Source organism: Luteibacter sp. SVR4-7G (assembly GCF_056755555.1).
The window spans coordinates 1-20,670 of sequence record NZ_JBPGXO010000005.1; the positions used below are offsets into that span (position 1 = coordinate 1).

The following is a 20,670-nucleotide window of genomic DNA, read 5'->3' on the forward strand; positions in this document are numbered from 1 at the left end:
GGATTGCCGTGGCCGACGGGCGGACGGTTCATGACGAAGTCGCCTTCGGAGCCGTTCTTTCCGCGGATGTCCTGGATGACGCGTATATAGCCGTCCTGCACGATGATGTCGGCAGGATTGTCGTAACCGCGCAACGCGGGGCCGAGGTGCGGGCTGTCCGAGCGGTGCCCCATCCCGTCCGCGCCATAAGGCGTTCGGGTAAGGAGCATGCCGGCGCGCTTCGCGCCCTTGGGCACCAGGATCACCGTATGCAGCTTCACGCCGTCGCGCATCGGAATGTCGACGGTGCGCCGTTCGAAATCGAAACCGGGATTCGCCGGCGTGAAGCGTGCCGGAATCTCGCTGGGAAGTTCCTTGTAGGTTTTCTCGCCACCAGTCGCCGGGGTCGCGAGGACCCCGGCGGCGAGTGCGGCGATACCCAGTCGCAGCAGTGTTTTCATGACGTCTCCGTCAGAAGTCGTAGGTAACGCCGAAACGGGCGTAGCGGGGCGGCGTGTAGCTGTTGACCTGCCCGTAGCCGTCGTTGACGGAACCGCTGCTGCCGGACACCGGGTTGGTCGATTCCGGGCGCTGCTGGTTCAGCACGTTGAACACCGACACGTTGAAGGCCAGCTTGCGGTCGGCCCAGAGCGGACGGTATTCAACGTTCAGGTCGAGCAGCTCTTCCCAGGGCTGGCGGCCCTTTGCGCCGTAGGCGGAGGGTTCGCCGAAGCAGAAGTGGTAGTAGCTACCGTAGCCGGACGGATCGCTTTCATCGGCGCCGTAGCGGCCGAGACAGGACTTAGGCGTTCCCGACTGCACCGTGAGGTTGGCCGAGACCATCCACTCCGGGGCGATTTGGTACGAGCCGTAGAGCTTCAGCTGGTGCTTGCGGTCGTTGGCCAGGTAGCCGTTGGCGTAGTCCATCAGCGTCGCGTAATCCCAGTCGCGCGTGGCCGCCACCGAGCCCTGGTTCACGTCCGAACGCACCTGACCCTCGGTGTTGCCGTAGCTGCGCGAGAACAGGTAGTCGACCTTGGCCGACCACGTGCCGTCGAACGGATGCGACAGGTAAAGATCCAGGCCGTAGTAGTTGCGCTTCAGGTGGCTGAAGCCGAAGTCGGCATTGGTGACCGTGACGTCGTAGTAGCCGCCGCCGTCCTTCGCCAGTTCGTAGACGTTCGCCCGGCCCGGATTCGACAGGTAGCAGCTGCCGATCGTCAGTGCGTCGATGTCGGCACCCTGCGCGGCGGCGGCGCGGCTGATGGCGCCGTTATCGCACACGTCGTCCAGCGCGTTGCGAAGCTTGCGCACGGTGGCCTTCGCACCCCACACCCAGTCGGCATTCAATTGCTGGTCCATGCCGAGGATGAACTCGTCCTGGTACTCCGACTTGATGTTCTTGGCACTGACGGTGCGCGGATCCGGTGCCTGGCCGTATTCGCCGTTCGGCGACACGCCGCCACCCGTCTGCGACGCGATGTAGGTGATGCCGGTGGGCAAGCCGTTCGCGCCGATGCCGGTATACGTGAAGTACTGGTTCACCGCGAGCGAACCGGCGGAGGTGCGCAGCGCCACCGACGCCGGCATGGCGAGGAAGTAACGGCCGGCGTTGCCGTAGATCTTCATCGTGGAGTCGCCGTTCACGTCCCAGCTGAAGCCGAGGCGCGGCGCCCACTGGGGACGGGTCAGCTTGAGGTACGGCTGGCCCGCCGGGTTGTAGTTGGTGAACTGGTCGTTGCGCAGGCCGAGCGAGAGCAGCAGGCGGTCGGTCACCTGCCAGTCGTCCATGACGTACTGCGCGCGCTGCTTCACGCGTACCGACGCCAGCGTGTTGTAGTGGCGGTAGTAGGCAAAGTAGCCCTGTTCACCACCAGGGTAGTCGCCCGGCTTGCCGACGAACGGGTTGTCGCTGATGTTGAGGTTGGGATCCTGCTTGCCGTACCAGAGTTCGTAACCGTCGCCGCCGATGGTCGTGCCGTCGTCGATGTCGTGGGAATCCTGGTTGTCGATGCCGGCGGTGATCGAGTGGCTGCCGATCTTGTAATTGAGGTCGACGCGCAGGTTCCGGTTGGTCGATTCATGATCGGGGTTGTCGACGGTGTCCAGCGTCTGCCCGTTGGTGATGGGGTGGCCGCCGTTGAGGGCGGGATTCTGCTGGTTCACGCCGCCGATGAAGGGCCCGGTGACACCGGTGAACGGCGGCTCGTTGTAGTAGGTGAGCTTGGACTTGCCGTAAAGGGCGGTGAGGGTCAGGTCGTCGGTGATGTAGCTGGTGTACTTGGCGACGTACATCGTCGCCTTGGTCTTGTACGTGTAATCGGTGCCGGCGTAGTCACCGATGGTCTGGTCGGTATAGTTGTACGCGTATTTGTTGCCGTTGCTGCGGTGGGTCTGGTTGACGCCGGTAAGCTCGAGGATGTTGCTGTCGTTGATGTTCCAGTCGAGTTTGCCGTACCACTTCGGATCCTTGTACGTGTACCGCGTGTCGTAGGCGTGGTTCACATCGCCGATGGTGTTGCCCTTGCTGCGTTCCATTTCCACCGCGGCGAAGGCATACAGCTTGTCCTTGATCAGCGGGCCGCCGGCGTACGCGCTCACGGTGGTGCTCCACTCGTGATTGTCGTCGTTGCGCTGGAAGGTGGAGCCCGGCGGATTCGGGTTGCCGTGGCCGTAGCTGATGTTACGCGCGCTGGCGCGGGCGAAGTCGGGCTCCCACAGTACCTGTGCGCCGAAATGCCAGTCGTTCGTGCCGCGCTTGCCCACCTGGCTGATCACGCCGCCGTCGGAACGGCCGTACATCGCCGAGTAGCCGCCGCTCAGCACTTCCTGCTGGTCCACGGCGCCGTAAGGAAGAGTGATGCCGCCGAAGCCGCTGAGCGGATCGGTCGTGTTCATCCCGTTGATGTAGTAGGCGTTCTCGGAGACGGACGAACCGGCGAAGCTCACCAGCGTATTGCCGAACGCGCCCTTGAAGCCGCGGGCGCCCGGCGAGGCGCCCGGTGCCAGCAGGGCCACGGCTTCGGCCGTGCGGGCCAGCGGCAGGCGCGCCATGTCGGCGGCGGTGATGACGGTGCTGGACGCGACAGTGGCGACGTCGATCTTGGGCAGACTTGTGGCCGAGACCGTCACGCCTTCGAGCTGCTGGGCGTCGCCCGAGGGCGCGGCGCCCGGGAAGGAGACGTCGGTGGCCGCGCCGACGCGCAGCGTGACGTTGTCACGCGTGTCCACGACGTTGCCGTTGGACTTCAGCGAGACCTTGTAGGTCGCAAGCGGCAGCGATTCGACCGCGTAGCGGCCACGCGCATCGACGGGCACTTCGCGCACCAGGCCGTTGCTGCCTTCGACCAGCACGGATGCGCCGGCCGTGGCGGGTGCCTGGCCGGCGATGCGGCCGGTGGTGGCCTGGCCGAACGCCGCGCCGGACAGGGAGGCCGCGACGGCGGCGCACAGGAGGGTACGTCGGAGGTAAAGGCGGGAACTCATGGGATGCTCCGGGGAAGGCTTTGGTGAGTGGCAGGGAGATTTCAAACGATTGAAAACGAGGATGGATGCAGGCCTTCCTGGCACGGTGTTGTTTCAGGCGTATGCGATGTCGCCCACGGCCTTACGAATGGCGGCGATCGCGCGGGACTGCTCCGAGCGGCGGTCGGTAACGAGCGCGTCGATGCGGTCCGCGGGACACCAGGCGACGCGGCTGCGTACGCCGATCTTGGAATGGTCGGCCGCGATCACGATGCGGCGCGCGTTCGCGCACATCGCCCTGGCGACCTCTGCTTCTTCCATTTCGAAACTGCTGGCGCCGGCCTTGGCGTCGATCCCCACCGGGGAAAGGATGGCAAGGTGGGGCTGGTAGCGGCCGATCTCGGCGACGGTGGCGGCGCCCTGGGTGCACCCCGTCTGCGCGTTGAAGCGCCCGCCGAGCAGGTGCACGTCGTTGCCGGAACGCGCCGCGAAACGCGCGGCCACGTCGACCGCATTGGTGACGATGGTGAGGCCGCTGCGCGTGGCCAGCGCCTCGGCCACCAGGTTCATCGTGCTGCCCGCATCCATGAAGATGGTCTGCCCGCTTTCGACCAGCGCGGCCACTTTTTTCGCGATGGCGCGCTTCTCGCGCACGCGGGTGGCGTGGCGAACGTCGATCGGCGGCTCGTCGCCGGTAAGTACCGCGCCACCGTGCACGCGGCGGATCTCGCCACGCTCGGCAAGTTCGACGAGGTCGCGGCGGATCGTTTCGCGCGATACGCCAAGCTCGGTGACAATACGTTCCACCGATACCTGGCCGCTGGTGCGGAGCAGGTCGCGGATCCGGGAGTGCCGTTCTTCATGCCACATGGCGTCGTTCCTTGAGGACGTGGAGGAGGAGGCGCATCGCGCCCAGCGCCAGCGCGCCGGCGAGCACGACGCACATCGCATAGGCGGCGGCTTGCGCGAGGAAGCCATTTTCGTCGAGGCGCATCACGGTGACCGAGGCAAGGCCGAGGTCGGGCGTGACCAGGAAGATCACGCCGGACAGCGTCACCATGGAGCGCATGAACAGGTAGAAGAAGGTGGAAATCGCCGCCGGCGCGGCGAAGGGCAGCACCGCGTCGCGCAGGACGTGACCGGTGCCGCCTCCGGACACGGCGACGGCATCGTCCAGGGCTTCCGGCACCTGGCGCATGCCCGTCTGCATCGCGAGGAAGGATTGCGCGTGGTAGTGGTACAGGCTGCAGAAGGCGACGATCGCGACGCTGCCGTAGAACCACCCGGAAAGGACACCGCGGTCGAAGGCGAGTACATAGCCGAGGCCGAGCACCATGCCAGGTACGGCGGCAGGCAGGGACGCGAGGAACTGCACCGGGCGCGCGACGGCCCGTGGCGCGCGGCGCAGCCCGGCCGCCAGGACGAAGACGAGGATCGAGCCCGCGCAGGCGGCGAGCAGGGACATGCCGAGCGAGGTCGCGACGGGGCCGTAGCCTTCGGGCATGTCGATGTAGTTCGCCAGCGTGAGCGAGCGGTCGTACGGCCACAGCTTCACGACGCTGACATAGGCGACGGTGGCCACCACGGCGAGCAGCGGCAGCAAGGACGCGATGCTCAGGATGCCGAGCGTGACGTCGCGTCCGGCATGCGCCACTGGCACGAGCATGCGCCCCGGCATCGCGTCGCCGCTGTCCTGGCGCCGCCGCGCGATGCGGCCGAGCCATACCGACAGCAGCGCCGGGGCGAGCAGCAGCATGCCCAGGGTCGCGCCCATGGCGAAGTCGAGCTGGCCGACCACTTCGCTGTAGATCTCCATCGCCAGTACGCGGTAGTTCCCGCCCACGATCACCGCGCTGCCGAAGTCGGTGAGCGTTTCGGTGAAGACGAGGAAGGCGGCGGCGAGCAGGGCGAAGCGCAGGCGTGGCAGCGTCACGTCGAGGAACTGCTGCCATGGCGTGGCGCCCATGGAAGCGGCGGCATCGTAGTGGCGCACCGGCGTGCGCGCGAGCGCCGCCGACACAATGATCACCACCTGCGGCAGGCCGTACAGCGTATTCGCGACGAGCAGGCCCCAGAATCCGTAGATATCGGTAGGCAGGCCAGTGAGCCGGTGGACGAGCCCGTTGCGGCCGAACAGGCACACCAGGCCCAGGCCCAGGACGAGCGAGGGCGCGAGCATCGGCAGGAGCAGGGTGCCGCGGATCAGCGCTTTCCCCGGCAGGCGGGAACGATGCAGCGCCATGGCGAGGGCGAGGCCTGACGGCACGCAGCAGGCGGTGGTGGCGACGCCGATCGCGAGGCTGTGCAGGGCGGCCCGCGGAAGGCCCGGATCGTCGAACAGGCGCAGGTAATTGGCGGCCGTGAGCGCGCCGTGGGCATCGGTCACGCTGCGCCAGAGCAGGGTGGCGAGGGGATGCACGAAGAACAGCAGCAGGCCGAGCACCGGCAAGGCCAGCAGCGGCACGCTCGCCATGCGGCCTGCGGAAGTCATGCGCACACCCACGCGCCGCGCAACGCGTCGACGGAAACCGGCTCGCCGCGCGCGAGGCTGCTGTTGCCCGGCAGTTCCACGAGCAGCTTGCGTCCGCGCCAGGCCAGCGTCACGCGCGCGAGGTTGCCCAGGAACACCGTGTCTTCGACCACGGCTTCACCGCGGGGGTCGCCCTGGATCACCACGTCTTCCGGACGAAGGCAGAGCTCGTACGCCGTTTCGCCACCGGGCGGGCGGCGCTCGAGGAAACCGGGCATGGTGTCGCGCACGAAGGACGTGGGCAGCAGGTTGGCCCGGCCGATGAATTCGGCGACGAAGCGCGAGCGCGGACGCTCGTAGAGATCGCGTGGCGTGCCGGTCTGTTCGATCCGTCCATGATTCATGCAGACCACGGTGTCGGCCATCGCGAGCGCTTCTTCCTGGTCGTGGGTCACCATGATGGTCGGGATGCCCAGCGCACGCTGCAGGGCGCGGATCTCGCTGCGCAGCTGTCCGCGGATGGCGGGGTCGAGCGCGGAAAGCGGCTCGTCGAGCAGCAGCATCGCGGGCTCGGTGGCGAGCGCACGGGCCAGCGCCACGCGCTGCTGCTGTCCGCCCGACAATTCGTCCGGAAAGCGCGAACCGAGCCCGCCGAGGCCGACCCGCTCGAGCAGTTCGCTGCTGCGCGCGGCGATCTTCGCCGGCGGATCGCGGCGCAGGCGCATCGGGTAGCCCACGTTGGCGGCGGCGGTCATGTCCGGAAAGAGCGAGTACGCCTGGAACACGAGGCCCATGCGCCGCTCGCGCGCGGGCAGGGCAGTGATGTCGCGCCCGCCGAGGGTGATGCGGCCCGCATCGGGTGTCGTCAGCCCGGCGACGATGCGCAGCAGCGTGGTCTTTCCGCAGCCACTCGGGCCGAGCAGGCAGACGAATTCGTTTTCGCGCGCGCCGAACGACACCTGGTCGAGCACCTTGTGCCCGTCCCATGCCTTTGCGATGCCGTCGATCCGCAGATGCATACCCCAAAACTCCCCATGGCCGCGCGTTAGCGCGTCAGCCGCTTGTACCTGGCGATGAGTGCCGCGCGCTCGCGCGCGGCCGTGGCGAAGTCGCGCGCGGGGAGCGTCGCGACAAGGTCGGCGGGCAGCCCTTCCCGTTGTTGTTCCTCGCTCGGCACGCTGCCCGGTGCGGCGACGATTTCCTTGTAGCCGCGATACAGCGCGGCGGCTTCGGGCGAGGCGGTCCATTCGAGGAAGCGCCGGGCGTCTTCGCCGTGCGGCGATCCCTGCATCAGGGCCGAGGCTTCCAGCTCGTACCCCTTCACGCCTTCCGGTATCACCATCGTCACCGGGTAGCCCTGGCGGATCGACTGCATGGCCGAGAAGGCGAAGGAAATCCCGATCGGAAATTCGCCGATGCGCGCGAGCTTGCAGGGCGCGGAACCGGACAGCGTCACCTGGCCGATATTGCGCGCGATGCCGAGCACCGTATCCATGCCGGCCTCGTCGCGTCCCGCGTCGGAAAGCGACGAGATCAGCATGTAGCCGGTGCCGGACGAGGACGGGTCGGGCATCGCGATCTGGCCGCGATAGCCCGGCGACGCGAGGTCCCGCCAGCTGCGCGGCATCGGCAGCCCCCGCTCGGCCAGCGCTTCGCGATTCACGCACAGCGCGGCGAGGAACCCGGTCGGCGCGAACCAGCGCCCGTCAGGGGCACGGAAGGCCGCGGGCATCCGGTCGATGTTTTTGCCATGGACGGGTGCCAGCAGCGCGGCGATGCGCGGATTGAGCATGTCCGTGACGGCCATGCCCCAGATGACGTCGTTGCGCGGCTGGGCCGATTCGGCCAGCAGGCGTGCGGCGAGGTCGCCGCTGGACAGGCGAAGCACGCGGATGTCGATGCCGGGCAGGGCCCTCTTTGCGGCATCGAGGTACGTCGCGATCTCGTCGCTTTCGAGCGCGGCGTACACCGTGACGGTCCCGGCATGCGCCATACCGGCCATGGCCAGCAGCAGGGTCACGCTCGCGATGTGTCGATATGGGCGCATGCCGTCTCTGGGGGTCACACCCCGTGTGGCGTTTTGGGTATATTTGCAAACCTGTGGCGTACGCGTCCATCGGAATATTTCCGTTTTTGTCATCACCGCGAAACGTGCGAACGCTAGCCCGCCCGCTTCGACGAACCAGGAGTGCCGTTGATGCAATCGTTGTCCGCCGCCGAGCGGAAGCAGTTCGAAGCCTTCGCCACGGGGATCGCAGACAACGCGCGGGCGCTCTCGCTGCCGCGCTTTCGCCGCCCCGTCGACGTCTCCCACAAGGGGGACATGAGCCCGGTGACGGCGGTGGACCGGGGCGTGGAATCGATGCTGCGCGAACGCATCGAGCACGCATGGCCCGCGCATGGCCTGCTCGGCGAGGAATACGGCGCCACGCGCGTGGATGCGGAATTCGTCTGGTCCATTGATCCCATCGACGGCACGCGCAGTTTCATCTCCGGCTGGCCGTTGTGGGGCACGCTGATCGCGCTGCTGCACCACGGGCATCCCGTGCTGGGCGTGCTCGACATGCCTGCACTCGACGAGCGCTGGATCGGGCACGTTGGCGCGGGCACCGTCATGAACGGAAGATCGTGCCGCACGAGCGCGTGCGATGCGATCGCGTCGGCGACCGTCTACACCACTACGCCGGACATGTTCACGCCCGACGAGTGGGCGCGCTTCGACCGCACCAGCCGCGAGGCGTACACGCGCCGCTTCGGCGGCGACTGCTACGGTTACGGCATGCTGGCATCCGGCCATATCGACGCCGTGGTCGAAGCCAACCTCATGCCTTACGATTACCTGGCCATCGCGCCGGTGGTGGAAGCAGCGGGCGGCGTCGTGACCGACTGGGAAGGGCGGCCGTTGAACCTGGGCAGCGGCTCGCGCGTCGTCGCGGCCGCGACACCCGCCCTGCATGCCGCGCTGATCGAATCGCTCGCGAGGGACTGAAACCGACGTGTTTTCCCGCGACCGCCGCCGTTTCCTCCACTCTGCCGGCGCCACCGTCGCCGCCTCGCTGATCGCGCAGGGTTTTCCCGCAGCGATCGCGAAAGCGCTGGCGACGCCGCCGGATCGCCGCAGCGGCACGATCGCCGATGTGGAACACGTGGTCGTGCTCATGCAGGAGAACCGGTCTTTCGACCACTATTTCGGCAGCCTGCGCGGCGTGCGCGGCTTCGCCGACCCGCGCGTGCTCGAGCTCGGCAACGGCGATCCCGTCTGGCGCCAGCCGCTTAGCGCAGCACGGACCCAATTCTGGAAATCGCGAGGCCTGGGCGACGATGTCGCCTGGGTCTATCCGTTCCATCTCGACACCCGTGCCTCCGGCGACCACCACGAAGGCACCGACCATGGCTGGAGCAGCGGTCACGGCGCGTGGAACCTGGGCAGGAACGACCGCTGGATCGAGCAGAAGCAGGACGTGCTCACCATGGCCTACCTGCGCCGCGAGGACGCCGCGTTCCACTACGCGCTGGCCGACGCGTTCACCGTATGCGATGCGTACCATGCCTCGGCACTGGCGGACACGGCGATCAACCGTGTCTATCTATGGAGCGGCACGGCGGACCCCTCCGGCCGTCTCGGCACGAAGGACAACGGCCCCGGCACGGAAGAACGCCCCGCGACCAACGGCTATACCTGGACGACCTATCCCGAGCGGCTGGAGAAGGCCGGCGTCAGCTGGCGCGTCTACCAGGGCGGCACCGGCGAACCAGGCTCGCCTACCGACAATTACACCGACAACTCGCTCGAATTCTTCGCGGCCTACCAGGTCAGGGAGGGCGCGGACCCCGCGGGTCCGTTGGTGCGGAACGGCGTTTCCACGCATACGCTGCGCGATCTGCGCGAGGACGTCCTGCGCGACCGCCTGCCGCAGGTCACCTGGATCGTCGCCCCTTACATGTACAGCGAGCACCCGAAAGCCTCGCCCGCCGACGGCGCGTATTACATCCGCAAGGTCATCGAGGCGCTCACCGCGAACCCGAAGGTCTGGAGCCGCACCGTCCTGTTCCTCAACTATGACGAGAACGACGGCTTCTTCGATCACGTGGTGCCGCCCGCGCCGCCCTTGTCGAGCGGCGAGGACGGCGAGGGCATGCTGTCGCGGGAGCTCGTTGGCAGTCTCCGTGACGAGATCATGGATCTCGACCGGCATCCGCGCATCGCGGCGCCCGTCGTTCCCGGCAGCGACCCCGGTGGGTTGCAGCCGATCGGCCTCGGCAATCGCGTACCGATGATTGTGGTATCGCCCTGGACGCGCGGCGGATGGGTCTGCTCGGAGACCTTCGATCACACCTCCGTGCTGCGCTTCCTCGAGAAACGCTTCGGCGTGGAGGAACCGAACATCAGCGCGTGGCGCCGCGCGGTCTGCGGCGACCTCACCAGCGCGTTCGATTTCGCCGGCAAGACCGACACGGCGATGCCGGCGCCGGGCGTGCCGGCGGGTTCGGACGGCAAAACGCCGATCCTGGTTCCCCGCGAGCAGTCGATGCCGCGGCAGGAGCCGGGCACGCGCCCGGCCCGGCCGCTCGGATACGCCTGGTCGGTCCGCCACCGGCTGGCCGAAGGCGCCAGCCACGTCGCCTTCGATAACCAGGGCAGGCTCGGCGCCGCCTTCCTCGTTTACGACGGTCTCCACCGCGACGCCCCGCCGCGCCGGTACGCGGTATCGGCGGGCGACACCATCGAGGATCGCTGGCAACTGGCGGCGACAGGCGACGGATACGATCGTCGTATCCATGGACCGAACGGTTATTTCTGTGCGCTCCGGGGCTTCGCGGACGACACGTTCGAGGCCGAAGTCCGTGGCGTGGCCGGTCAGCGACGCGTCGAAGTCGTGTTGTCCAACCGGGGCGCGCAAGTCGTGTCGTGTCGCGTCTCCAATGCCTACGTCGATTCCTCCACGCAGGAGGCCGATGTCCCGGCGGCCGGCCGCAAGACCATGGTTTTCGACTTGACGGACAGTGCAGGCTGGTACGACCTGTCGATCGCCCTACTGTCGACGCCTCGCTATCTTCGTCGCTACGCGGGTCATCACGAAGATGGCAGGGCTGCGACCAGCGATCCGGGCGTTGGCGCGAAGGCAGGTAGGTAGGGCCTGTTCACACTGTTCGCATAGCCCGCGTTGTCATGGAGTGGCTGTCAGGTGGCAGTGCGTGGCGCCGGCTTGGCTGGCTGCCAAGCCAAGCCGCGCGCTGCCGCATGACGGCCACTCCATGACAACCCGAAGGGCCGGGCCTGTTTGCTCGCCAGGCCGCGTCATCACTCAGTCGTGTACCGACGTACACTCCTTCGTTCTTCCTTGCCTGGCGAGCAAACAGATCCCGGCGCGGGCCATGCGAACAGTGTGAACAGGCCCTAGTAGGCGACGCCACCTACCGTCGTGCCTGCGCAGGCAGGCACCCAGCGGCTCGTTCCTGCCGTCGCTGGGACGACGGGATGTGACGGGGTCATCGGGCGCCCGGACGGCTATACTCACGGGCCAGCCCCATCGAAATCCCCCTCCGTGACCAGCGAACTGTCCTCCATCATCGATTTCATCCGCTATGGTGCGAGCCGCTTCTCGGCCGCCGGCCTCACCTTCGGGCACAGCCACGACAATCCGATCGACGAGGCCACCCACCTGGTTCTGGCCGCGTTGCACCTGCCGCCCGACCTGCCGCCCGCCTACGGCGCCGGCAAGCTCGTGGCCGCCGAGCGCGACTCCGTGCTGGCCCTGATCGAGAAGCGCATCGCCGAGCGCGTGCCCGTGGCCTATCTCGTGGGCGAAACCTGGTTCGCCGGGCTGAAGTTCAAGAGCGACCGCCGCGCGCTCGTGCCGCGCTCGCCCATCGCCGAACTCATCGAAAGCCGTTTCACCCCCTGGCTGGACGACCGCCGGGTGGAGCGGGCGTTGGACCTGTGCACCGGTTCGGGCTGCATCGGCATCGCCATGGCCGAGTACAACCCGGACTGGCAGGTGGACCTCGTCGACGTGAGCGACGACGCCCTCGCGCTGGCAAACGAGAACATCGTGTTCCAGCACGTGGAAGACCGCGTGCGCGCAGTGAAGTCGGACCTCTTCGCCGGCGTGAAGGGCGAGGTCTACGACCTCATCGTCTCCAACCCGCCCTACGTCACCAACGCCGAATACGCGGCCATGCCGGCCGAATACAGCCATGAACCGGTCCTCGGCCTGACCTCCGGGGATGATGGACTGGACATCACACTGCGCATCCTCGACGAGGCGGCCGACCATCTCAGCGAAGACGGCCTGCTTATCGTGGAAGTAGGCGACAGCGAGCATGCGCTGGTCGAGCTCCTGCCGCGCGTGCCCTTCGTCTGGCTCGAGTTCAAGGTGGGGCCGATGGGCATCTTCGCGCTGGAACGGCGCGACCTCGTAGAGCACGCCGCGGATATCGCAGCCGCGCGCGCCGCAAGAAACTGACCCCGGAAACCTCGTGTCCTCCAATACGTTCGGCAAGCTCCTCTCCGTCACCACCTTCGGCGAAAGCCACGGCCCGGCGATCGGGTGCGTGGTGGACGGTTGCCCGCCGGGCCTGCCGCTCGATGCCGGCGAGTTCCGCGCCGACCTGGAGCGGCGCGCCACCGGGCGCTCGCGGCATACCTCGCAGCGCCGCGAGGCGGACGAGGTCGAGATACTCTCGGGTGTCTACGAAGGCGTCACCACCGGTACGCCGATCGCCCTGCTGATCCGCAACACCGATGCCCGCTCGAAGGATTACGGGAATATCCTCGACACCTTCCGCCCCGGGCACGCCGACTACACCTATTGGCAGAAGTACGGCGTGCGCGATCCACGTGGCGGCGGCCGCTCCTCGGCCCGCGAAACCACCATGCGCGTCGCCGCCGGCGTCATCGCGAAGAAGTGGCTGGCCGGGCGCTACGGGGTAACCGTGCACGGACATGTGGCCCAGATCGGCGAAATCGTGCCGCGCGGTTTCGATGCCGGGGCGGTCGAAGCGAATCCCTTCTTCTGGCCGGATGCCGCGCAGGTTCCCGAACTCGAATCCTATATGGACGCGCTGCGCAAGTCGGGCGATTCGGTCGGGGCGAAGGTCACCGTCGTCGCCGACGGCGTGCCGGCCGGTTGGGGCGAACCCATCTACGGCAAGCTCGACGGCGAACTCGCCGCGGCCATGATGTCGATCAATGCCGTGAAGGGCGTGGAGATCGGCGATGGCTTCGCCGCCGTGGCCCAGCGCGGTACGCAGCACCGCGACGAGATGACCGCCGCCGGTTTCCTCTCCAACCATGCCGGAGGCATCCTCGGCGGCATCGCCTCGGGCCAGCCTGTCGTGGTGTCGATGGCGTTCAAGCCGACCTCCAGCATCCTCGTCCCCGGGCGCAGCGTCGACCGGGCAGGGGAGGCCACCGAGGTGGTGACGAAGGGCCGCCACGATCCCTGCGTGGGCATCCGCGCCGTGCCCATCGCCGAGGCCATGCTGGCCCTCGTGCTGATGGACCAGGCGCTGCGCCATCGCGCCCAGTGCGGCGACGTGGGCGCGGTACCGCCGCGCATCCCCGGCACGTTCGAAGGTTGAGGCGATGAGCAAGCCCAAGATCTGGGTCTCGCGTCCGTTCTTCCCGGACATCGTTGACCGTCTGCGCCCTTATTTCGAGGTGCACGTGGAGGCCGACGACCGGATGCATTCGACCGCGGAACGGATCGCCTGCCTGGCGGACGCCGACGCGGCCATCGTCGGCCTCACCGAGCGCATCGATGCCGAGACCGTCGCCGGCGCGCCGCGCCTGCGCTTCGTGGCGAACCTCGGCGTGGGCCACAACAACCTCGACCTGGAGGCGCTGACCGCCGCCGGCATCGGCGCGTCCAACACGCCGGACGTGCTCAATGAAACCGTGGCCGACTACGCCTGGGCGCTGATGCTGGCCGCGGCGCGCCGGGTCGGCGAGTCCGAGCGCTGGCTGCGCGACGGCCAGTGGAAGGGCTTCCGTTTCGAGGACTGGCTGGGCGTCGACGTGCACGGCAAGACCTTGGGCATCCTCGGCATGGGCCGCATCGGCCAGGCCATTGCGCGCCGTGCGTCCGGGTTCCGTGCCGGGGTGATTTACCACAACCGCTCGCGGCTGGATGCGCGCATCGAGCAGGAGTGCGCGGCGACCTATGTGGACAAGGCCACCCTGCTTGCCGAGTCGGACCACCTGATCCTGGTGCTGCCGTTCACTGCGCAGAACCGCCACGCCATCGGAGCGGCCGAACTGGCGGCGATGAAACCGACCGCCACGCTGGTGAACATCGCCCGCGGCGGCATCGTCGACGACGCTGCCCTCGCCCGGGCGCTGGCCGGCGGCGTCATCGCGGCGGCGGCCCTTGATGTCTTCGAAGGGGAGCCTTCGGTGCATCCCGACCTGTTGCATCTGCAAAATGTCGTGCTGAGTCCGCACATCGCCAGCGCAAGCCGCGACACGCGTCGCGATATGGCCGCGCTGGCTGTGGACAATGTGCTGGCGGCGTTCGGACATGGTCCTCACGCCGGCCGGCCACCCACGATCCTCAATCCGGGTGTGCTGGCCGACGCCAGCCGACCTGTTTCTCCCAACGCCTGACGAAGCGAAGCATGAGCAAGAAGACGAGTTACAAGGTAGCCATGGTGGGTGCGACCGGCGCGGTCGGCGAAACCCTGCTGTCGATCCTCGCCGAACGGGATTTCCCGGTCAGCGAACTGGTGCCCCTGGCGAGCGAGCGCTCGGCGGGCGGTACGGTCGATTTCAACGGAAAATCCTACGTCGTCCAGGACCTTGCCAAATACGACTTCGACGGCGTGGACATCGCGTTCTTCTCGGCCGGCGGCTCGGTAAGCCGCGAGCACGCGCCTCGCGCGGCGGCGGCCGGCGCCGTGGTGATCGATAACACCTCCGAATTCCGCTACCAGGACGACATTCCGCTGGTGGTTTCGGAGGTGAATCCGCACGCCATCGCCGATTACACGGTACGCGGCATCATAGCCAACCCGAACTGCTCCACGATGCAGATGCTGGTGGCCCTGGCCCCGATCCATCGCGAAGCGGGCATCGAGCGGATCAATGTCGCCACTTATCAGTCGGTGTCGGGCGCAGGCCGCAGCGGCATGGAGGAACTCGGCAAGCAGACGGCGCAGATGCTGAACTTCCAGGAGGTCGAGGCCACCAAGTTCCCGAAGCAGATCGCCTTCAACGTGATCCCGCACATCGACGAATTCCAGGCCAACGGCTACACCAAGGAAGAAATGAAGATGGTCTGGGAGACCCGGAAGATCCTCGAGGATCCGTCCATCCAGGTAAACCCGACGGCCGTGCGCGTGCCGGTGTTCTATGGCCATGCCGAGGCCGTGCACATCGAAACGCGCGACAAGATCACCGCCGAGCGCGCTCGCGAACTTCTCGAGGAAGCGCCGGGCGTGGTCGTGCAGGACGAGCGCAAGGCGGGAGGCTATCCCACGCCGGTGGGCGATGCGGCAGGGAAGGATCCGGTCTTCGTCGGCCGTATCCGCGAGGACATCTCGCACGAGCGCGGCCTGGACCTGTGGATCGTCGCCGACAATATCCGCAAGGGCGCGGCGCTGAACGCCGTGCAGATCGCCGAGATCCTGGTCGAGGATTACCTGTAATGCATCCGCGCGCCGTCGCCGCCTCCTGCCTGCTCGTCCTGTTCGCGCCGTTGACGTCGGCGGGCGAGCCGCCGCAGGTGACGGCGCCGCCGCCCGCGGATGCGGCCGTGGAGAAGGCGAGGCTCGATGCGCTCCGCAGCCAGGAGAAGCATGAAGGCGTCCAGGTGAAGCAGCTGAAGAAGCGGGTGGACATGCTCGAATCGAGCTCGCAGGCCACCAGCCGCGACATCGAGGAACGCGACCGCAAGATCGCCGAGCTTCGCCGGCAGTTGGAGTCTAGCCAGGGAAAGTAGGGGTTCCCCGGTGGGCGCACGATGTATGGGGAGCGTGTACGGGCCTCGCGAACGACTCAACGTTGTCGCGTAACTATCCGTAGCCGCTATTGTTAGTTGTTGCTGGGGTGCACTAAAGTGGCGCCTTCGCGGCCGAACGCCCGAGAGAGGCGAGCCGTCGGCATGGGTTTAGTTCGGGGGAAGCAGTAATGAACCGTACGTTGAAGCTTTCGATCATGCTGGCGCTGGCCACCTGGGGCACCCAGGCCCTGGCCCAGAACCTGGGTCCTGTCCAGTTGCGGTCCACCATGGACCAGCCGCTGGTCGCGGAAATTCCGCTGAATGGCGTGTCGGGGAACCTCGACAACGTCCATGTGGCGCTGGCCTCGGACGAGGCTTTCACCCGTGCCGGCCTCAACCGGGCCGGGCTGCCGGTACCGCTAAGCTTCGCCGTGGCGAAGAACGCGGCCGGCCAGCCGGTGATCCGGGTGACTAGTTCGGCCCCCGTCCGCGACACCTACCTGGACTTCCTCGTGGAAGTCTCCTCGGGCGGCAACAAGGTCGTCCGCGAAGTCACCATGCTGCTCGACCCGCCCGGTACGCCGCTGAACGCGGCCGCCGCGGCGTCTCCGAAGCCGGCAGCCCAGCCCTCGCGAAGCGCCGCCGTCCCGGCCCGCGTGCCTGCCGAAGCCACGCCCAAGCCGTCGCGCAGCGAAGCCGCCCCTCGCCCATCGCAGGCGTCGGCGGGGGGAACCTACGGTCCGGTCCAGCGCGGCCAGACCCTTTCCTCGATCGCTCGTGACCACGCTGGCGGCGCGGACATGAACCGCATGCTGGTGGCGCTGCAGAAGGCCAATCCCGACGCCTTCTACCGCGACAACATGAATGCGCTGAAGACCGGCGCGATCCTGCGCATTCCGTCGGCCGACGAAGTGCAGGCGCAGTCCGCAGCCGAGGCGCTGGCCGAGGTGCGCAGGCAGAACGAGAGCTGGCGCGCGGGCACCGCCCGTTCGCCCTCGATCGTCGCCGATGCCGCGTCCACCGCTGCGGGCCAGGGCGAGGCAAAGCCGTCGGCATCCGCCAGCGACCGGCTCGCCATCGTCCCGGCGAAGGAAGGCGGCGACGCCGCCTCCACGCGTGCCGGCAGCAAGGGCGGCACGGGCAACGCCCAGGTCGCCGGCCTTCGCCAGGAACTGGCCACCTCGCAGGAAAGCGTCGCCTCGCTGAAGCAGCAGGGCGACGAGCTGAAGTCGCGCATCGGCGAACTCGAGGAAATCAACTCGAAGAACCAGCGCCTGCTGAGCCTCAAGGACTCCGAAATCGCCGAGCTCCAGCGCAAGCTGGCCGAGGCGCAGAAGGGCGGTACGACGGCTGGCACGAATGCGCCGGCCACGCAGGCAGCCGCACCGGCCCCCGTGCCTGCGCCGGCAGCCACCGCGGCGCAGGCGGCCACGCCCGCCCCGGCGCCCGCGGCTACCGTCGCGACCGCGCCGTTGAAGGAACCCGCTGCGGTCGCCGCGACCCCGCCGGTCGCGACGCCGGTAACCAAACCGGCCGCGAAACCCGCCGTGAAGCCCACTGCCGCTGCGCCCACGCCCGCGGTCAACGAAGACCCGTGGTACATGCAGCCCTGGGCATGGGGCGGCGGCGCCATCGTCATCCTCCTGCTGCTTGTGGCCGCCGTGTTCGGCCGCAAAAAGCCGAAGGCGGCGCCGGCTGTCGCCGGCAGCTCGCTGGCCGACCGCTTCGGTGACGAGCCGAACTTCGAGTTCGGCCACCACGGCGAGGCGATGGACCAGGACCAGCGCGAGATCCTCGACGCCCTGGCAGAGCACCCGGACGACATCGGCCTGCACCTCGAACTGGTGAGCCTCTACTACGGCCGTCGCGACGTGGAGCATTTCGAAGCCGCCGCGGAAGCCATGTTCGCCCACGTCGCCGACCCGGACCAGCCGGAATGGCGCGAGGTGGTGATGATGGGCGAAGACCTCGCCCCGTCGCATCCGCTGTTCGGCGGCACGCCGGTAGACGAGATCGAAGATCCCTACGACGACGGCTATGCCGCCACGCGTCCGCACGCCGACGAAGCCCCGGCGCTGGAAGAGTTCGATCTCGGCGAATACGTCAACCACCCCGACGACGACGGCCGCCCGCAGGCGCCGACCCCGCAAAAGCACAGCGAGTACCACTTCAACTTCGACCTGACGCCGGTGCAGCGCGCGGAAGCCGACCGCCGCCCGCATGCGCCGGACGCGTTCGACGTCGACGCGGCGGAATCGCCGGCAAAGCTGGCGGACGAAGAAGCACATCCCACCTGGTCGTTCGAGGAAGAGCACGATGTGGCCAGCACCTCGTCGACCGGCCTGCCGCGCTTCGACGAGCCGACCTTCCCCGACGAAGAGCCGGTCGAAGGTCACAATCCGGAAGGCTTCAGCGACGATCCTGTCGACACCAAGCTCGACCTGGCCCGCGCCTACCTCGATATGGGTGACGCCGAGGGCGCCCGCCTCATGCTCGACGAGGTGATGGCCGAGGGATCGCAGATGCAGAAAGACACGGCGAGGCGGATTCTCGACGACATCGCCTGACGCCATACCCGTTTCCCAAGGAGCAAGGAGTAGGAGATGTCGCAGCGATTGTTCGCGGAGTTCTTCGGTACGTTCTGGCTGGTTCTTGGCGGTTGTGGCAGTGCGGTGCTCGCCGCGGCCTTTCCCGGCCTCGGCATCGGTTTCGTGGGTGTTTCGCTGGCTTTCGGGCTCACCGTGCTGACGATGGCGTATGCCGTCGGCAACATCTCGGGGGCGCATTTCAATCCGGCCGTGACCATCGGCTGCTACACGGGCGGGCGCATGCCGGGCAGGGAAGTGCTGCCCTACATCGTGAGCCAGGTGATCGGTGCCATCGTCGCAGGCGGCGTGCTTTACCTCATCGCGAGCGGCAAGCCTGGTTTCGACGTCACGGCCGGGTTCGCCACCAACGGCTACGGCGAACATTCGCCCGGCGGCTATTCCTTCCTCGCGGCGGTGGTCGCCGAGTTCGTCCTGACCATGTTCTTCCTGCTCGTGATCCTCGGCGTGACGCATAAGCGCGCGCCGGTGGGATTCGCGCCGCTCGCGATCGGCCTGGCCCTGACCCTCATCCACCTCATCAGCATCCCCGTCACCAACACCTCGGTGAACCCGGCGCGCAGCACCGGCGTGGCCGTGTTCCAGGGCGGCTGGGCGCTGGCCCAGCTGTGGGTGTTCTGGGTCGTGCCGCTGCTCGGCGGCGCCGTCGGCGGCTGGATCCACCGCGCGCTGCTCGAGAACGATCCGCCGGTCCACGGCGTCGAATAGGGGCGACAAGGCCTTCGGTGGGAAGCGCGCCGGTCAGCGCGCTTCCCACAAGTGGTAACCTTCCCGGTTTCCAGTGGCCCACGAACGCCCCCATGCGCATCGCCCTTGGCGTCGAATACGACGGTACCGACTTCCTTGGCTGGCAGCGACTCAGCCACGCGAAGACCGTCCAGGGCGCGCTGGAGAAGGCGTTGAGCTATGTCGCCCACACGGCCGTCGAGGTGACGGCCGCCGGCCGCACCGATGCCGGCGTGCATGGGCGTTGCCAGGTGGTTCATTTCGATACCGACGTGGTCCGCGACATGCGTGGCTGGATCCTCGGTGCCTGTTCCAATCTCCCGCACAGCGTGGCGGTCACCTGGGCGCAGCCCGTGGCCGACGACTTCCACGCGCGCTTTTCCGCACGTGCACGGCGCTACCGCTACCGCATCCTGCCGCGCTTCGTGCGGCCGGCGCTGGATGCGCGCTTCGTCGCCTGGGAGCGCCGGCAGCTGGACGCCGATGCGATGCACGCGGCGGCACAGGCCATCGTCGGCGAACATGACTTCTCCGCCTTTCGCGCCGTGTCCTGCCAGGCGGCGCACGCGCGGCGCAACGTGCGCTCCATCCGCGTGTTCCGCGACGACATCCATGTGGTGGTGGAGATCGAGGCGAACGCCTTCCTGCACCACATGGTGCGCAACATCGTGGGTTCGCTGCTTCCGATCGGCCGTGGCGAACGTCCGGTGACATGGATGGCGGAACTCCTCGAGGGCCGCGACCGCGAAGTGGCGGGCGCTACCGCACCCGCGGAGGGCCTGACCTTCCTCGGTCCGCTCTACGAGGCGCACTGGGGCCTGCCGCAGGAGGTGACGCTGTGACCCGGATCAAGTGCTGCGGGCTCACCCGCATCGATGACGTGCAGCTGGCGGCGCGGCTCGGTGCCGACGCCGTGGGCTTCGTGATGACACGCAAGAGCAGGCGTTTCGTGGACCCCGCCGCCGCGGCGCGCCTGCGCGACGCCGTGCCGCCCTTCGTGACCACCGTGGCGCTGGTGATGGACGAGGAACCGGCCTTCATCGAGGAAGTGCTGCGCGTGCTGCGCCCGGACATGCTGCAGTTCCACGGCGCGGAAAGCGACGACGAGTGCGCGGCTTACGGCGTGCGCTACCTCAAGGCCATCGCGATGGGCGAGGGCGCCGTGGCCCTGGGCCGGCTGCGTGACTACCCGCGTGCCGCCGGCCTGCTGCTGGACGGCCACGGCCTGGGCGAGCAGGGCGGCAGCGGCCGGCGCTTCGACTGGTCGCTGATGCCGAAGGACCTTGCGCAACCCTTGCTGCTCGCCGGCGGACTCACCGCGGATAACGTGGCCGAGGCCATCCGGATCGCCCGGCCCTGGGCGGTGGACGTTTCCAGCGGCATCGAATCGTCGCCGGGAATCAAGGATAGGGATAAGATGGAACGCTTCATTTCCGCCGTGCGCGCCGTCCCCAGCGCGTGACATGGCTCAAGCTGACGAGAA

Annotated in this window: 17 protein-coding genes; 11 read left to right on the forward strand and 6 right to left on the reverse strand. The window is 67.8% G+C overall.

Features of this window, described 5'->3' with window-relative positions; all coding sequences use genetic code 11:
• From ACR9ZH_RS02910 to ACR9ZH_RS02935, 6 genes are all read right to left on the reverse strand, one after another.
• A partial coding sequence (locus ACR9ZH_RS02910) for a CocE/NonD family hydrolase (RefSeq protein WP_481289266.1) occupies nt 1-440 on the reverse strand: 440 nt, incomplete at its 3' end.
• A gap of 10 nt (nt 441-450) precedes the next feature.
• Nucleotides 451-3,465 (reverse strand): TonB-dependent receptor, encoded by a 3,015-nt coding sequence (locus ACR9ZH_RS02915; protein ID WP_481289267.1) that lies wholly within the window; start codon nt 3,463-3,465, stop codon nt 451-453.
• A gap of 93 nt (nt 3,466-3,558) precedes the next feature.
• Nucleotides 3,559-4,314 carry a DeoR/GlpR family DNA-binding transcription regulator gene (locus tag ACR9ZH_RS02920; protein ID WP_481289268.1) on the reverse strand — a complete coding sequence of 252 codons (756 nt, stop codon included), beginning with the start codon at nt 4,312-4,314 and terminating at the stop codon, nt 3,559-3,561.
• The gene (locus ACR9ZH_RS02925; protein ID WP_481289269.1) at nt 4,304-5,935 is read right to left on the reverse strand and encodes an ABC transporter permease subunit; all 1,632 of its coding nucleotides are present in this window, start codon (nt 5,933-5,935) and stop codon (nt 4,304-4,306) included. Before ACR9ZH_RS02925 ends, ACR9ZH_RS02920 begins: the two co-directional genes overlap by 11 nt.
• Nucleotides 5,932-6,933 carry an ABC transporter ATP-binding protein gene (locus ACR9ZH_RS02930; protein ID WP_481289270.1) on the reverse strand — a complete coding sequence of 334 codons (1,002 nt, stop codon included), beginning with the start codon at nt 6,931-6,933 and terminating at the stop codon, nt 5,932-5,934. Before ACR9ZH_RS02930 ends, ACR9ZH_RS02925 begins: the two co-directional genes overlap by 4 nt.
• Nucleotides 6,934-6,959: 26 nt before the next feature.
• A complete protein-coding gene (locus tag ACR9ZH_RS02935) occupies nt 6,960-7,961 on the reverse strand; it encodes an ABC transporter substrate-binding protein (protein WP_481289271.1) in 1,002 nt (333 codons plus the stop codon).
• A 150-nt stretch (nt 7,962-8,111) separates the two neighbouring features.
• Between ACR9ZH_RS02935 and hisN the strand changes: the two genes are divergently transcribed.
• From hisN to ACR9ZH_RS02990, 11 genes are all read left to right on the forward strand, one after another.
• Entirely contained in the window at nt 8,112-8,903 is a 792-nt protein-coding gene (gene hisN, locus ACR9ZH_RS02940; protein WP_481289272.1) for a histidinol-phosphatase, read from the forward strand.
• A 7-nt stretch (nt 8,904-8,910) separates the two neighbouring features.
• Nucleotides 8,911-11,049, forward strand: a complete 2,139-nt coding sequence (locus ACR9ZH_RS02945) for a phosphocholine-specific phospholipase C (RefSeq protein ID WP_481289273.1) — start codon at nt 8,911-8,913, stop codon at nt 11,047-11,049.
• A gap of 411 nt (nt 11,050-11,460) precedes the next feature.
• Nucleotides 11,461-12,381: a 50S ribosomal protein L3 N(5)-glutamine methyltransferase gene (prmB, locus tag ACR9ZH_RS02950; protein ID WP_481289274.1), complete on the forward strand. Its 921-nt coding sequence runs from the start codon at nt 11,461-11,463 to the stop codon at nt 12,379-12,381.
• A gap of 13 nt (nt 12,382-12,394) precedes the next feature.
• Nucleotides 12,395-13,498, forward strand: a complete 1,104-nt coding sequence (gene aroC / locus ACR9ZH_RS02955) for a chorismate synthase (protein WP_481289275.1) — start codon at nt 12,395-12,397, stop codon at nt 13,496-13,498.
• A 4-nt stretch (nt 13,499-13,502) separates the two neighbouring features.
• A complete protein-coding gene (locus ACR9ZH_RS02960) occupies nt 13,503-14,522 on the forward strand; it encodes a 2-hydroxyacid dehydrogenase (RefSeq protein ID WP_481289276.1) in 1,020 nt (339 codons plus the stop codon).
• Between the two features lie 11 nt (nt 14,523-14,533).
• The gene (locus tag ACR9ZH_RS02965) at nt 14,534-15,562 is read left to right on the forward strand and encodes an aspartate-semialdehyde dehydrogenase (RefSeq protein ID WP_481289277.1); all 1,029 of its coding nucleotides are present in this window, start codon (nt 14,534-14,536) and stop codon (nt 15,560-15,562) included.
• Complete coding sequence (locus ACR9ZH_RS02970) at nt 15,562-15,855, forward strand: hypothetical protein (RefSeq protein WP_481289278.1); 294 nt, start codon at nt 15,562-15,564, stop codon at nt 15,853-15,855. Before ACR9ZH_RS02965 ends, ACR9ZH_RS02970 begins: the two co-directional genes overlap by 1 nt.
• Before the next feature lie 188 nt (nt 15,856-16,043).
• On the forward strand, nt 16,044-18,422 hold the full coding sequence (locus tag ACR9ZH_RS02975; RefSeq protein ID WP_481289279.1) for a motility hub landmark protein FimV: 2,379 nt from the start codon (nt 16,044-16,046) through the stop codon (nt 18,420-18,422).
• 36 nt (nt 18,423-18,458) lie between these two features.
• Nucleotides 18,459-19,169, forward strand: coding sequence for an aquaporin Z (aqpZ, locus tag ACR9ZH_RS02980; protein WP_481289280.1), 711 nt, complete (start codon nt 18,459-18,461; stop codon nt 19,167-19,169).
• Nucleotides 19,170-19,261: 92 nt separating this feature from the next.
• Complete coding sequence (gene truA / locus ACR9ZH_RS02985; RefSeq protein WP_481289281.1) at nt 19,262-20,029, forward strand: tRNA pseudouridine(38-40) synthase TruA; 768 nt, start codon at nt 19,262-19,264, stop codon at nt 20,027-20,029.
• Complete coding sequence (locus tag ACR9ZH_RS02990; protein ID WP_481289282.1) at nt 20,026-20,649, forward strand: phosphoribosylanthranilate isomerase; 624 nt, start codon at nt 20,026-20,028, stop codon at nt 20,647-20,649. The genes truA and ACR9ZH_RS02990 overlap by 4 nt, the downstream gene beginning before the upstream one ends.
• The last annotated feature ends 21 nt before the right edge of the window (nt 20,650-20,670 follow it).